This window comes from Kribbella sp. NPDC002412 (genome assembly GCF_053592935.1).
In genome coordinates, this window is sequence record NZ_JBSFBL010000053.1 from 25,933 (window position 1) to 39,025 (window position 13,093).

Annotated in this window: 13 protein-coding genes and 1 riboswitch; of the genes, 4 read left to right on the top strand and 9 right to left on the bottom strand. The window is 70.0% G+C overall.

Annotated elements, in window-relative coordinates:
- Positions 1-102: 102 nt before the first annotated feature.
- Positions 103-954, bottom strand: coding sequence for an SAM-dependent methyltransferase (locus tag ACWCOV_RS32915; protein ID WP_449833243.1), 852 nt, complete (start codon positions 952-954; stop codon positions 103-105).
- Positions 955-1,218: 264 nt separating this feature from the next.
- Between ACWCOV_RS32915 and ACWCOV_RS32920 the strand changes: the two genes are divergently transcribed.
- Both ACWCOV_RS32920 and ACWCOV_RS32925 read left to right on the top strand, forming a co-directional pair.
- Positions 1,219-2,637, top strand: a complete 1,419-nt coding sequence (locus tag ACWCOV_RS32920; RefSeq protein WP_449833244.1) for a polysaccharide lyase 6 family protein — start codon at positions 1,219-1,221, stop codon at positions 2,635-2,637.
- A gap of 58 nt (positions 2,638-2,695) precedes the next feature.
- Positions 2,696-3,244: a dihydrofolate reductase family protein gene (locus tag ACWCOV_RS32925; RefSeq protein ID WP_449833245.1), complete on the top strand. Its 549-nt coding sequence runs from the start codon at positions 2,696-2,698 to the stop codon at positions 3,242-3,244.
- Here ACWCOV_RS32925 and ACWCOV_RS32930 read toward each other — a convergent pair.
- The gene (locus ACWCOV_RS32930; protein WP_449833246.1) at positions 3,241-3,537 is read right to left on the bottom strand and encodes a YciI family protein; all 297 of its coding nucleotides are present in this window, start codon (positions 3,535-3,537) and stop codon (positions 3,241-3,243) included. The genes ACWCOV_RS32925 and ACWCOV_RS32930 overlap by 4 nt on opposite strands.
- A gap of 60 nt (positions 3,538-3,597) precedes the next feature.
- On the opposite strand from ACWCOV_RS32930, the gene ACWCOV_RS32935 reads away from it, so the two are divergent.
- Positions 3,598-4,125, top strand: coding sequence for a GNAT family N-acetyltransferase (locus ACWCOV_RS32935; RefSeq protein WP_449833247.1), 528 nt, complete (start codon positions 3,598-3,600; stop codon positions 4,123-4,125).
- Here the strand turns inward: ACWCOV_RS32935 and ACWCOV_RS32940 are convergent.
- Both ACWCOV_RS32940 and ACWCOV_RS32945 read right to left on the bottom strand, forming a co-directional pair.
- Positions 4,118-4,885 carry a class I SAM-dependent methyltransferase gene (locus ACWCOV_RS32940; RefSeq protein WP_449833248.1) on the bottom strand — a complete coding sequence of 256 codons (768 nt, stop codon included), beginning with the start codon at positions 4,883-4,885 and terminating at the stop codon, positions 4,118-4,120. The two genes, ACWCOV_RS32935 and ACWCOV_RS32940, sit on opposite strands and share 8 nt — an antisense overlap.
- Before the next feature lie 16 nt (positions 4,886-4,901).
- A complete protein-coding gene (locus ACWCOV_RS32945) occupies positions 4,902-5,843 on the bottom strand; it encodes an SDR family oxidoreductase (protein ID WP_449833249.1) in 942 nt (313 codons plus the stop codon).
- Positions 5,844-5,927: 84 nt separating this feature from the next.
- Between ACWCOV_RS32945 and ACWCOV_RS32950 the strand changes: the two genes are divergently transcribed.
- A complete protein-coding gene (locus ACWCOV_RS32950; protein WP_449833250.1) occupies positions 5,928-6,587 on the top strand; it encodes a TetR/AcrR family transcriptional regulator in 660 nt (219 codons plus the stop codon).
- Positions 6,588-6,619: 32 nt separating this feature from the next.
- Here ACWCOV_RS32950 and ACWCOV_RS32955 read toward each other — a convergent pair whose 3' ends face one another.
- From ACWCOV_RS32955 to metH, 5 genes are all read right to left on the bottom strand, one after another.
- Positions 6,620-7,519: an HAD family acid phosphatase gene (locus ACWCOV_RS32955; RefSeq protein ID WP_449833251.1), complete on the bottom strand. Its 900-nt coding sequence runs from the start codon at positions 7,517-7,519 to the stop codon at positions 6,620-6,622.
- 97 nt (positions 7,520-7,616) lie between these two features.
- On the bottom strand, positions 7,617-8,093 hold the full coding sequence (locus ACWCOV_RS32960) for an N-acetyltransferase family protein (protein ID WP_449833252.1): 477 nt from the start codon (positions 8,091-8,093) through the stop codon (positions 7,617-7,619).
- Entirely contained in the window at positions 8,090-8,449 is a 360-nt protein-coding gene (locus ACWCOV_RS32965) for a DoxX family protein (protein ID WP_449833253.1), read from the bottom strand. Before ACWCOV_RS32965 ends, ACWCOV_RS32960 begins: the two co-directional genes overlap by 4 nt.
- On the bottom strand, positions 8,446-9,300 hold the full coding sequence (gene sigJ / locus ACWCOV_RS32970) for an RNA polymerase sigma factor SigJ (protein ID WP_449833254.1): 855 nt from the start codon (positions 9,298-9,300) through the stop codon (positions 8,446-8,448). Before sigJ ends, ACWCOV_RS32965 begins: the two co-directional genes overlap by 4 nt.
- 54 nt (positions 9,301-9,354) lie before the next feature.
- Entirely contained in the window at positions 9,355-12,972 is a 3,618-nt protein-coding gene (gene metH, locus ACWCOV_RS32975; RefSeq protein WP_449833255.1) for a methionine synthase, read from the bottom strand.
- A gap of 20 nt (positions 12,973-12,992) precedes the next feature.
- Positions 12,993-13,072: riboswitch (S-adenosyl-L-homocysteine riboswitch) on the bottom strand.
- Positions 13,073-13,093 lie beyond the last annotated feature (21 nt).

Genomic DNA, 13,093 nt, shown 5'->3' on the forward strand with positions numbered 1-13,093 from the left:
GTGATCCTGCGCGGGGTGTCGCGCGATCAGTGAGCGGCAGCGGCCTTCGGAGTCATGCGGCCCATCATCGGCCACCCGACGGCCGCCGCACCAGTGATTTGGTCAGCGCTTGCGGCCGGCCGCGACCTGGAGCAGCCGGGCGGTGCCGGTGGGGTCGAGCCTCTGCGCGTTCGCCGGCCACCAGCCGGCGAGGTCGACCAGGCCGGGTCCGGCCAGGTCGAGACCGTCCAGAAGCCCGGCGATCTCGTCCGCGGTCCGGAACCGGACGTCGGGGAAGGCGTCCTTCAGCTTGTCCTCGAGCGAGCCGGCTAAGTCGGCCAGCCGGCTGCCGTCGCGCGGGTTCACCGGGTGGCTGATCGCCAGCCACGAGCCGGACGGCACGGTGTCGAGGTAGTCCGCGATGATCCGCCGTACCTGGTCGTCGTCGGGGACCAGGTGCAGGACCAGGCCGAGGACGATCCCGACCGGCTGGTCGAGGTCGAGCGCGCCGGAGACGACCGGGTGCCGGAAGACGCCCGCCGGGTCGGTCAGGTCGGCGTCGGCGAAGTAGGCGTGCTGGTCGTCGGCGAGCAGCGCCAGGCCGTGCGAGACGGCGGTCAGGTCGTTGTCGACGTACACCACCTTGGCTGCCGGATCCGCGCGCAGCGCGACTTCGTGGGTGTTCTGCGCGGTCGGCAGGCCGGAGCCGAGGTCGAGGAACTGGCCGACGCCGCCGTCGCGGACCATCAGACCGACCGCCTCGGCCAGCCAGCGCCGGTTCTCGGTCGCCAGCAGCGGCGCCTCGGGGGCGATCCGGACCAGCTCCTGGTAGAGCCGGCGGTCCGCCTCGAAGTTGTTCTTGCCGCCGAGGAACAGGTCGTAGAGCCGGGCCTGGGACGGCCGGTTCACGTCGACGCTCGTCGCGTCGGCGGCCCGGTGGTACGACGTGGACCGGCGCCCGGCATCCCGATCCAACCCGGGTCCACCTCCGTCCGCCCTCCGAACGCCGGCGGTCCGAAACGCTGCGAAAATCCGAAAAGCCTGATTGTCGGGAAGGCTACCCGGACCACTTCCGGCCGGCGCACCGGGGGCTGTGTCGCGGAACCACAGGCCGCTTGCGTCCCACCGGACGGGAGATCTCGGCGACTTCCTCGGTAAACGCTTGCCAAGACCGCTGCGCCGACCACAGACTGAGCGCCACCATCCGGATCACCGCCCCGAACCACCGGAGGACCGCCCATGCACCGCCGTACCTTCCTCGCCGCAGTCGGCGCCGGTCTCGCCACCACGGCCGTCGCCGTCCCACCCGCCCGGGCCCTCGCCCGACCGGTCCGGGCCCGCACTCTCGACGAGCTCCGCAAGGCGATCGCCGCGGCCCGGCCGGGCGCCGAGATCGTGCTCGCCAACGGGACGTACGCCGTACCGGACGGCCAGACGATCGCCATCCAGGGCAAGCGCGGCACCGCGGACGCCCTGATCACCGTGCGCGCCGAGTCGGTGGGCGGCGTGACGCTGACCGGCAGCCGCGGGTTCGTGTTCGGCGACTCGTCGTACGTCGCGGTGAGCGGCTTCAAGCTGCGGCAGGGTACGACGTTCGAGGTGCCGACCAGCTGCCATCACGTCCGGATCAGCCGCAACGACTTCCAGCTCGCCGACGTCGAGGGCCTGCACTGGCTGATGATCCGCGGCGACCACTCGACCGTCGAGCGCAACCACTTCCACGGCAAGTCGACCCTCGGCGTCTTCCTCGGGGTCGAGGGTCCCGGCTCGGACGGGATGGCGCGCGGGGTGCGGATCACCCGGAACTACTTCTCCGACCACACCTTCGCCGGCGACAACGGCGGCGAGCCGATCCGGCTCGGGCTGAGCGGGCGGTCGCTGAGCGACGCCGGCGCCGTGGTCGAGTACAACCTGTTCGAGCGCGTCGACGGCGACCCGGAGGCGATCTCGGTGAAGTCGTCGGCGAACACCATCCGGCACAACACGATCCGCGACAGCCTCGGCGGGATCGTGCTCCGGCACGGCAACCGGACCCGGGTCGAGGGCAACTTCATCCTTGCCGGGAGCAACGGAATCCGGATCTACGGCAACGACCACCTGGTGATCAGCAACTACCTCGAGCGGGTCGGCGGCTCCGGCGTCGTGCTCGGCAGCGGCAACGTGCAGGACCACAAGCCGGAGGACTCGCCGGAGAGCCGCCGCGGCAACGACGCGCCGGACCGGGTGACGATCGCCCTCAACACCGTGCTGTCCTGCGGTACGGCGATCAGCGGTGAGTCGCAGCGCACGCTGCCACCGCGCGACTGCACGATCGCCGACAACCTGCTGCTCGGCGACGCCGGCCGGCAACTGGTGTCGATGCCGTACCTGGACGGCATCAGCTGGTCCGGCAACATCTGCTGGGGCGACGCCGCCGACGGCAACATCCCCGGCGGCTTCAGCCGCAAGGATCCGAAGCTCGCCACCGGCTCCGACGGCATCCGCCGGCTGAGCTCGACGAGCCCGGCGATCGACGCCGCGAGCAAGACCTACCCGAGCGGCACTCGCGACCTCGACGGCCATCCGCGCACCGGCCGGGCCGACGTCGGCGCCGACGAGTACAGCCCGTCCGCGCCGCTGAACCGCCCACTGACTCCCGCGGACGTCGGGCCGCGATGAGTTTGTCCCGGCTCGCTCGTCTCAAGATGGGTAAGGACGAGCGAGCCGGAGGTTTGTGATGGCGAAGGTGCTGTACTCGGTGACGATGTCGGTGGACGGCTTCATCAGCGGGCCGGGCGGCGACATGCAGTGGATGCGGCCGTACCTCGGCCCGAACCCGGAGGTCGAGGAGCTCATCCCGCGGATCGGGTCGCTGCTGGTCGGCCGGCGGTCCCACGACGGGGATGATCCGCACAAGGGCGAGCAGGGCGAGGGCGAGGCGTTCGGCGGCGGCTGGGACGGACCGATCTTCGTCGTCACCCACCGCCCACCGGCCGCTCCCGAGCCCGGAGTGACGTACGTCGACGAGTTCGCCAAGGCGCTCGCGATGGCGAAGGACGCGGCCGGCGACGGGTACGTCAACGTGATCGGGGCGAACATCGCCAGGCAGTGCATCGTGGCAGGTGAGCTCGACGAGGTCCTGCTCTGCTACGCGCCGGTCATGCTCGGCGACGGCACCCGCCTGTTCGAGCATGCCGGTGGCCGGACCGTCCGCCTCGAACGCCTGAGCCTGACGGAGAACCCACTCGCCTCCAACCTCAGGTTCAAGGTGGTCAAGGACGGCTAGAGGTCGGCAGCGGTCGAGTGCATGACCGCGCGGATCTCCACCGACCGCCCGGCCGCGCGTGCGTCGGGCAGGAGCTGCGCGAGCTCGACCGCGCGGGCCCGGTTCTCCACGTCGATCAGGTAGTAGGCATCGATCGGGGTCGCGCGGGCTCGGTCGGGGACGGTGACCGCCGACTGCGGATCGGCGAGCAACTCGCCGCCGACCAGCTCGCCGGCCTCGTACGCGACGTCCTCGAACTCGTCGCGGCACAGGTCCCCACTGGTGTCGCCCTGCAGGATCAGTAGGAATTTCATCGGCGCACTCCTCTCACTGACAAGACGGAGCCGCGGCCACGGTTTTGACATCATGGCGGGATGTTCGTGCGAACCGAGCGGTTGGGACTGCGCCGTTTCACGACCGCCGACGCCGAGGCGTTCGCGGCGTACCGGTCGGCGCCCGAGGTTGCCCGCTACCAGTCGTGGGAGGCGCCGGTGAGCCTGCCGGCCGCGGTCGCGCTGGTGGCGGACTTCAGCGAGGGCGATCCGGCCGCGCCGGGCTGGTTCCAGTACGCGATCGACCTGGACGGCGTGCTGATCGGGGATCTCGGCCTCAACCTGCACGAGAACCTGATGCAGGCCGAGCTCGGGTTCACGCTGTCACCGGCGTACCAGGGCCAGGGGTATGCGACCGAGGCTGTGCGTGGGCTGCTCGACCACCTCTTCGTCGACTGGAACCTGCACCGCGTCTCGGCGGAGTGCGACGCCCGCAACACCGCGTCAGCCCGGTTGCTGAAGCGCGTCGGCTTCAAGCAGGAGGGGCTGCGACTGTCGAACACCTGGTTCAAAGGCGAGTGGACCGACGACCTGCTGTTCGGCCTGCTCCGCAGCGACTACGTCAGCTGACTGCCTTGGCTGCCCATGCCCTCGCCGTCAGCTGGATCGAACCGTCCGCCTCGATCGGCAGCCGATCACGGACGGCGTCCCGCAGCTCTTCCTGGTCCTTCTCGGGCAAGCTGCGCAGATACGCCGGCGCAACCCCCTGCCCACCCAGGAACGGCTGCCAGTAGTCGTCGAACGAGGCGAACGCTGTCGGTACGACGATCGCGCGCGTGGCAACCGTGGTGAACGCGGCCTCGGTGAACAGGCCGTCGAGCCCCTCCGCCGTACAGAACGGGAAGCGGAGGCCCTCGTCGTGGTCGCGGTCCTGCGGCCGGACGTCGATCATCGCGTCCCAGAAGTGCTTCATGAGTTGCATGCCGTCGGCGTAGTCCCAGACGTAGACGGCGACCGTCGAACCGATCTCACGCATCCGGCGCAACGCCTCGACCCGGTCTGGAATGAAGTTGAGCGCCAAGCCGGCGACGACCGCGTCGTACGGACCGTCCGGGAGCTCGGCGGCGGACCTGACCTCGAAGCCGGCCCGCTCGTCGTCGACGGTCTGCCGGGCGTACGCGATGAAGCCTTCTGAGGGGTCGACACCGAGCACCGAGACGGGATCCGCCGTCCGCAGGATCGTGCTGGTCAGCGCGCCGGTGCCGCAGCCGACGTCGAGCCAGCGCAGGCCGGCGGGCTGGTCGAGCCAGCCGAGGAACTCCGCCGCGACCAGCCGGCTCCACCGGCCCACGTACGACTCGTAGATGTCGCCAGTCGACCACTCGCTCATTCCCGCAGCGTAGGGCCTACTTGACGCCGGTAGGGAGCGTGACGCCGGTGAGCTGCTCGGCGGTCCGCCAGAGGCGGGCGTTGGTTTCGGGGTCGAGGGCTCTCTTCGGTGGGTGCACGACGGTGGCCGGGCCGACGAGGCCGAGGCGACCGGACGGGCCGTAGTAGGCACCTGGCTCGGCGTCCGGACTGGTTGCCGCGACCAGCAGCGGCTCGGCGCCGATCTCTACCCCCTGGCTCGGGAGCGGGCTCAGTCGGTAGCCGATCCGGTTGAGCAGCGACGGCTTGCCCCGGCCGAGTGCGGCGCCGGCGCTCTGCAGGTTGGTGCGGGTGAAGCCGGGGTGCGCGGCGGTGCTGAGCAGCGGCCAGCCGCGGTCGGCGGCGATCTTCGCGAGGTGAATGCTGAGGATCAGGTCGGCAAGCTTGGACTGCGAGTACGCCACCGTACGGCGATAGCCGCGTTCCCACTGCAGGTCGTCGAAGTTGATCCGGCCGAAGTTCGCGGCGCCGCTGGCGTGGGTCGCGATCCGCGGCGCCGGCGCGGCCAGGACGAGCGGCAGCAGCCGGACGGTGAGCGCGAACGGGCCGAGGAAGTTGGAGCCGAACTGCAACTCGAAGCCGTCCTTGGTGGTCATCCGGCTCGGCGGGTTCATCACGCCGGCGTTGTTGACCAGCAGGTCGAGGTGCGGCTCGTCCGCGGTCAGCTTCTCGGCGAACTCCTGGACCGAGGCGAGGTCGGCGAGGTCGATCCGCCGGACCTCGAGCTGGGCGTCGGGGTGCTCGGCGAGGATCTCGGCGCGGGCCGCCTCGCCCTTCTCGACGGTGCGGACCGCCAGCACCACGCGGGCGCCGGCGGCGGCCAGCCGCTTGGCGGCCTCCTTGCCGGTGCCGCTGTTGGCGCCGGTGACGACCGCGAGCTTGCCGGTCTGGTCGGGTACGACGTACATGATGGTCTCCATAAAAGACTGGTGGTCTGTTATGGCTTCGACAGTAACAGACCGGCGGTCCGTTAACAACAGACCGCTGGTCTGTAGACTGTGCGGGTGACGACGTTCCAGCGCGCCCGGAGTGCGGAGCAGCGGGAGGCCAGGCGCCGGGCGATCCTCGGCACCGCCGCCACGATGCTGACCGAGATGCCGGTCGCCGACCTGAGCCTGAACGAGCTGAGCCGCCGCGTCGGCCTGGCCAAGTCCAACGTGCTCAAGTACTTCGAGTCCCGCGAGGCGGTCCTGCTAGAGCTCTTCGGCACCGAGTTCGACGCCTGGATCGACGATCTCCGGGCGGCGTTGCGAGACGCCAAGGGCACGGCGGCCCAGCGCGGTGATCAGTTGGTGGACGCCGTGGTCCGGACGCTCGCGGCGCGGCCGGTCTTCTGCGACCTGATCAGCGCCCAGGCAGCCGTGCTGGAGCGCAATGTCTCGACCGAGGTCGCGCTCAACTTCAAGCGCCACGCCCTGCGCGGCTACGAAGGGCTGCTGATGATCGTCGTCGCCGCCCTCCCGCAACTCAGCGTCGAGAACGCGTCCCGGTTCGTCGCGAACGCCAGCATGCTGGCCGGCGCGATCTGGACCCACTCGCACCCCACCGCCGCCATCCAGGCCGCGTACGACGCCGATCCCGCGCTGGCCCCGATCCGGCTGGAGTTCGAGCCGAACCTCCGCGACGCCCTCCAGAGCTTGCTGTACGGCCTGCTCCCCCGCTGACCGCCGTCCGCTGACCCGGCCGGCCCGCGCGGTCAGGGCAGGTAGTAGTTCGGATTCGGGAGCTTGAAGGTGCGGTCGGCGTACCCGCCCTTGAAGTCGCTGTACTGGTCGCCGAAGTTGGCGACGATGTCGTAGCCGAGCGACTCGATGTGGGCGCGGGTCGCCGCCTTGTAGTGGATCGTGGTGCAGGACCCGTTCGGGTCGCTCGCGCACGCCTTCTTCAGGTAGTCCGGGTAGTCCGCGACCGCCGGCTTGGTGAACAGACCGTCCTCGCCGTTCGGCAACGTGGTCGGCTTCGGGAAGCCGGCGTCGACACCGACGCCGTCCGCGGTCAGGTTGCCCAGCGTCGCCTGCTCCTGCGCGACCCCGCGCCCGGTCAGGAAGAAGATCGCGTACCCCTCCCGCTCGGCCGTCGTCACGAGGTCGACCATCCCCGGTACGGCGGGGAACTTCTGGTCCAGCACGTAGGTCGCGTTGGTCGCCGGGTTGTACGCCCAGTTGCTGGCGATCTCGTAGTTCCAGGTGGCCAGCGAGGTGTCGTCGACGTCGAGCAGGATCGCCTTCGTCTGCTTGGTGTGGTGGGGCGCTGAGATCCAGCGGGTGCCCGCGGCGGCGACGGACCTCGCCTCCTTGGCGTAGTTGCTGTCCGCACCGAACGTGCCGGTGCCGAGCGGGTCGCCGTAGTAGTTGCGCAACTGCTGGCGCAGCACGTCGATGTTGGTGACCTGGCGTTCGGTCCGCGGTGTCGACGTCTGGATGGCCGGCTGCTGGGATGCGACCCCAGCGGAGTACGCGACCCCGCCGACGACCGACGCGATCGCGACCGAGGCGACGCCGGTCAGCATCAGCCGGCCCGACGGCCGGCGCCAGGACGAGCGCAACGACGGGCGCACCGACGAGCGCACGGACGAGCGCACAAAGCGGATGTTCATGGGTGACCTCTCCACGAAGAAAAGCTTGCGGAAGCAAACTAACTCCATTGGTGGCCGATATATCCGCCGTACGCCCCAAGTTCAGGGGAATCCTGCGTCAGACCTGCTTGACGTAGCGGTGGCAGGGGACCGGGATCGGGCCCGAGTCGGTGGTGGCCGGGTAGTCGAAGGCGCCGGCGTCGGACCAGCCGCTGCGTTCGTAGAACCGGCGGGCCCGGGCGTTGCCGGTGGCGACCGCGAGCCACGCCTCGGCGTGCCCGTTGGCCTTGACCTGCCGTTCGGCCTCGGCGAGCAGCACACCGGCGATGCCCGAGCCCCGGTGGTCGCGGGAGACGTACACCTGCTCGACCTCGTCCCCCACCACCATCACGAACCCCGCTACCTCGTCCCCCTGCACCGCGACCGTGGTGTCGGCGACCCGCTCGGCCGCCCGGGTCCAGAACGACTCCTTGGTCCGGATCGCGACCAACTCCTCGGGCACGTGCCCGAGATGCCCGTCGCCCCACCCGGAGTACCAAATAGCAGCAACCGCGTCGGCATCCCCAGCCTCAGCAGCCCGAATCGAAGCTGTCATGCAGTCAGCGTAAGCACCAACGAGGCCGCAGCCGCTCCCAGAAACACGACGGCCAGCCCGAACTGCGCCGTGTAGTCCGCGGCCCGGACATGCGTGTACAGGGCGCAAACGAAGAACAGCGCCAGCCCGACCGCGGCAGCCGCGATCAGCCACGGCACGTCCAGCAGCAGGCCGGCAAGGAGCCGGGCGGCACCGGCCGTCTTCAGCGTTCCGATCGGGAACGTCAGCCACAATTCCGGTACGTCGGCCTTCGCCATGCCGGGCGGGATCGCCTTCCAGTGCAGCAGCGCCGCGATCCCCGAGAACGCGTTCATCGCGACCGTCACCGCCACGACGGCAACTGCGGTGGCACTCATGTCAGTCCGCCGAGCTTGTCGGGGTTGGTGATCGCGTAGATCCCCGTCACCTGGTCGTCCTCGACGTCCAGCACGATCAGCGCGAACGGCGTGTCCCCCGACAGCACCAGCGCGGCCGGGTCGCCGTTCACGGTTCGGTAGTGGATGCCGATGTCCGGCAGCGGCCGGCGCAGACGGTCGCCGATGATCAGTGGGGCGATCCGGTCGCGGCCGAGGATCGGGTGCAGCCCGGCCGCCCTGGCCTTGCCGCCGCCGTCGGCCCACAGGGTGACGTCGGGCGAGAGCACATCCATCAGAGCGTTCAGATCCCCGCCTGCCACGGCCTCGACGAACCGTCGCGTCACCTCGTGCTGCACCTGCGGATCCGCCGGGAACCGCGGCCGCCGCGCCTCCACGTGCTCCCGCGCCCGGTGCGCCAACTGCCGGACCGCCGCAGGCGTCCGGTCCAGGATCTCCGCGACCTCGGTGTGCGCGTACCCGAACACCTCATGCAGCACGAACACCGCCCGCTCCAACGGCGTCAGCGTCTCCAGTACGACGAGCACCGCGAGCGACACCGCCTCGGCCCGCTCGACCGGATCGACCGGTGTGACCACCGGTTCCGGCAGCCACGGCCCGACGTACGCCTCCTTGCGCCGGTTGATCGTCGTACGGCGGGCCAGCGCCGAGTTCACCGCGATCCGCACCAGGTACGCGCGCGGGTTGTCCACCGCCGCCCGGGTCGACCACGCCAGCCAGGTCTCCTGCAGCACGTCCTCGGTGTCGGCGACCGACCCGAGGATGTTGTAGACCACCGAGAACAGCAACTCGCGGTGCCGCACGAACACCTCGGTGGCCGCGTCCGAACTCATCTCCTCGTGTGCTTTCACACCCCTATGAGTCCCGGCGGCCACCGATGTGTGACATCACTCCGGGTCGTAGGCCAGATTCGGGCGCAGCCAGCGCTCGACCTCGCCGACCGGCTGGCCGCGCCGTACGGCGTAGTCCTCGATCTGGTCGCGGCCGAGGCGGCCGACGCTGAAGTAGCGGGACGCCGGGTGCTGGAAGATCAGGCCGCTGACCGCGGCGGCCGGGGTCATGGCGAAGGACTCGGTCAGGCCGAGACCGATCTTCTCGGCCTCCAGCAGCTCGAACAGGTCCTTCTTCTCGGTGTGGTCCGGGCTCGCCGGATACCCGAGCGCCGGCCGGATCCCGCGGAACCGCTCCGCGTGCAGGTCCTCGAGCACCGGCTCGGCGCCCGGCTCGAACCAGTCCCGCCGCGCCTCCAGGTGGATCCACTCGGCGAAGGCCTCCGCGAGCCGGTCGGCCAGCGCCTTGACCATGATCGCCCGGTAGTCGTCGTTCTTCGCCTCGTACGACGCCGCCAGCGCCTCGGCGCCGTGGATCGCCACCCCGAAACCGCCGAGGTGGTCACCGGCCGGCGCGACGTAGTCCGCCAGGCAGCGGTTGTGCCGCCCGGCCGGCTTCTCGGTCTGCTGCCGCAGCATCGGGAACGACACGTCCTGGCCGTCCAGGACGATGTCGTCACCTTCGCTGTGCGCCGGCCAGAACCCGTACACGCCCTCGGCCGTAAAGGAACCGTTGGCAATGATCTCGTCGAGCAACGTGTTCGCGTCGTCGAAGAGCTCCCGGGCGACCGGCTGGTCCAGGATCGCCGGGTACTTGCCCTTCAGCTCCCAGGCCAGGAAGAGGAACTGCCAGTCGATCATCGCGCGCAGCGTCTCGATCGACGGCGACACCTGCTTCAGCCCGGTGAACGCCGGCACCGGCGGCTCGGCGTGCTCGACCGGCTCGGCGTTGGCGCGAGCCGCCGCCAGCGACAGCAGCGGGCTGCGCTGCTTGTTCGCGTGCTGCTCGCGCAACCGCTCCTGCTCCACCGCGTTGCTCCGGGCAAGTTCCTCGGCACGCTCGTCGTCCAGCAGGTCCGACACGACACCGACCACGCGCGACGCGTCCAGCACGTGCACGGTGGTCTGGTCATAGGCCGGGGCGATCCGCACTGCGGTGTGCTGCTTCGACGTCGTCGCGCCGCCGATCAGCAGCGGGAGCTTGAGCCCGCGGCGCTGCATCTCGGTAGCGACCGCCACCATCTCGTCGAGTGACGGCGTGATCAGCCCGGACAGCCCGATCGCGTCCGCGCCCTCGGCGACGGCGGTGTCCAGGATCTTGGCCGCCGGCACCATCACGCCGAGGTCGATCACCTCGTAGTTGTTGCAGCCGAGAACCACGCCGACGATGTTCTTGCCGATGTCGTGCACGTCGCCCTTGACGGTCGCGAGCACGATCTTGCCCTGGCCGCGCACCATCTCGGCGCGACCCTCCAGCCGGGCCTGCTCCTTCTCGGCCTCCATGAACGGCTCCAGGTAGGCGACCGAGCGCTTCATCACCCGGGCGCTCTTCACCACCTGCGGCAGGAACATCTTGCCGGCGCCGAACAGGTCACCGACGATCTTCATCCCGTCCATCAGCGGACCCTCGATCACCTCGAGCGGCCGCGGCAGCTTCTGCCGGGCCTCCTCGGTGTCGTCCTCGATGAAGTCGACGATCCCGTGCACCAGCGCGTGCGACAGCCGCTCCTCGACCGTCCCCTCCCGCCAGCTCAGGTCGATCTCGCGCTGCTTGCCCTTGCCCTTCACGTTCTCGGCGAAGCTGACCAGGCGGTCGGTCGCGTCGTCGCGCCGGTCGAAGATCACGTCCTCGACCAGCTCCAGCAGGTCCTTCGGGATGTCCTCGTAGACCGCGAGCTGGCCGGCGTTCACGATGCCCATGTCCAGGCCGGCCTTGCCCGCGTGGAACAGGAACGCCGAGTGCATCGCCTCGCGGACGATGTCGTTGCCGCGGAACGAGAACGACAGGTTCGAGATACCGCCGCTGAGGTGGACGCCCGGGCACCGTTCCTTGATCAGCGGCAGCGCGTCGATGTAGGCCTTCGCGTACCCGTTGTGCTCGGACATGCCGGTGGCGACGGCGAGCACGTTCGGGTCGAAGATGATGTCCTCGGGCGGGAAGCCGATCTTCTGCGTGAGCAGGTCGTAGGCCCGCCCGCAGATCTCGACCTTCCGCTCGGCCGTGTCCGCCTGGCCCTGCTCGTCGAAGGCCATCACCACCACGCCGGCGCCGTAGTCGCGGACCCGGCGGGCGTGCTCGAGGAACTGCTCCTCGCCCTCCTTCAGGCTGATCGAGTTGACCACGCCCTTGCCCTGCACGCACTTCAGCCCGGTCTCCAGCACCGACCACTTCGAGCTGTCGATCATGATCGGGATCCGGGCCACCTCCGGCTCGGTCGCGATCAGGTTCAGGAACGTGGTCATCGCCTGCTCGCTGTCGAGCAGGTCGGCGTCCATGTTCACGTCCAGCAGGTTGGCGCCGCCGCGCACCTGCTCCAGCGCCACGTCCACCGCGGCCTGGTAGTCGTCGCCCTCGATCAGCCGGCGGAACCGGGCCGACCCGGTCACGTTGGTCCGCTCGCCGATCATCACGAAGCCGGTGTCCGGCCCGATCTCGAACGGCTCGAGGCCGGAGAACCGGGTGGTCTCGTTCGGCGCTACGACGGTCCGCGGCGGCAGCCCGGCCACGCTCGCGGCGATCTGCTCGATGTGCGCCGGTGTCGTCCCGCAGCAGCCGCCGACGATGTTGACCAGGCCGGACTCGGCGAACTCCTGCAGCATCCCGGCCGTCTGTTCCGGCGTCTCGTCGTACCCGCCGAAGGCGTTCGGGAGACCGGCGTTGGGGTGGGAGGCGACGTAGGTGTCGGCGAGGCGGGCCAGGTCGGCCACGTGCGGGCGCAGCTCGGCGGCGCCGAGGGAGCAGTTGACGCCGACGACCAGCGGCTTGGCGTGCTCGACCGAGCTCCAGAACGCCTCGACGGTCTGGCCGGACAGGGTCCGGCCGCTCAGGTCGACGATCGTCACCGAGATCCACAGCGGCAGGTGCGGCGCGACCTCGCGGGCCGCCATGATCGCGGCCTTCACGTTCAGGGTGTCGAAGATGGTCTCGATCAGCAGCAGGTCGACGCCGCCCTCGGCCAGCGCCGCGATCTGCTCGGCGTACGCGGCCCGCACCTGCTCGAAGGTCACCGCCCGGTACGACGGGTCCTCGACCCGCGGCGACAGCGACAGCGTCACGTTCAGCGGGCCGATCGAACCGGCCACGAATCGACGGCTGGATCGGCCGCCGAACTCGTCCGCGGCCTGCCGGGCCAATCGGGCGCCGGCCACGTTCATCTCGCGCACGTGGTCCTGCAGGCCGTAGTCGGCCTGGCCGATGCTGGTCGCGGTGAAGGTGTTCGTGGTGGTGATGTCGGCGCCGGCCGCGAGGTACTGGCGGTGGACGTCGAGGATCACGTCCGGACGGGTCAGGTTGAGCAGGTCGGGGTCACCGGTGACGTCGTGCGTGTGGTCGCCGAAGCGGTCGCCCTGGTAGTCGGCCGGACTCAGTTTCGCGCCCTGCAGCATCGTGCCCCAGGCACCGTCCAGGACCGCGATCCGCTGATCCAGCAGCTCCCGTAGAGCGGCTTCGCTCATCTGCCGTCACCTCCAGAAAATCTCCGGAGGCGCCCTTGCAACAGATACCCCGGGTCGAGCGTGGCGGACCTGAAGGTCCGTTGCAGCGCCTCTCGACCTGGCTGCACCATGTTAGCGGCGT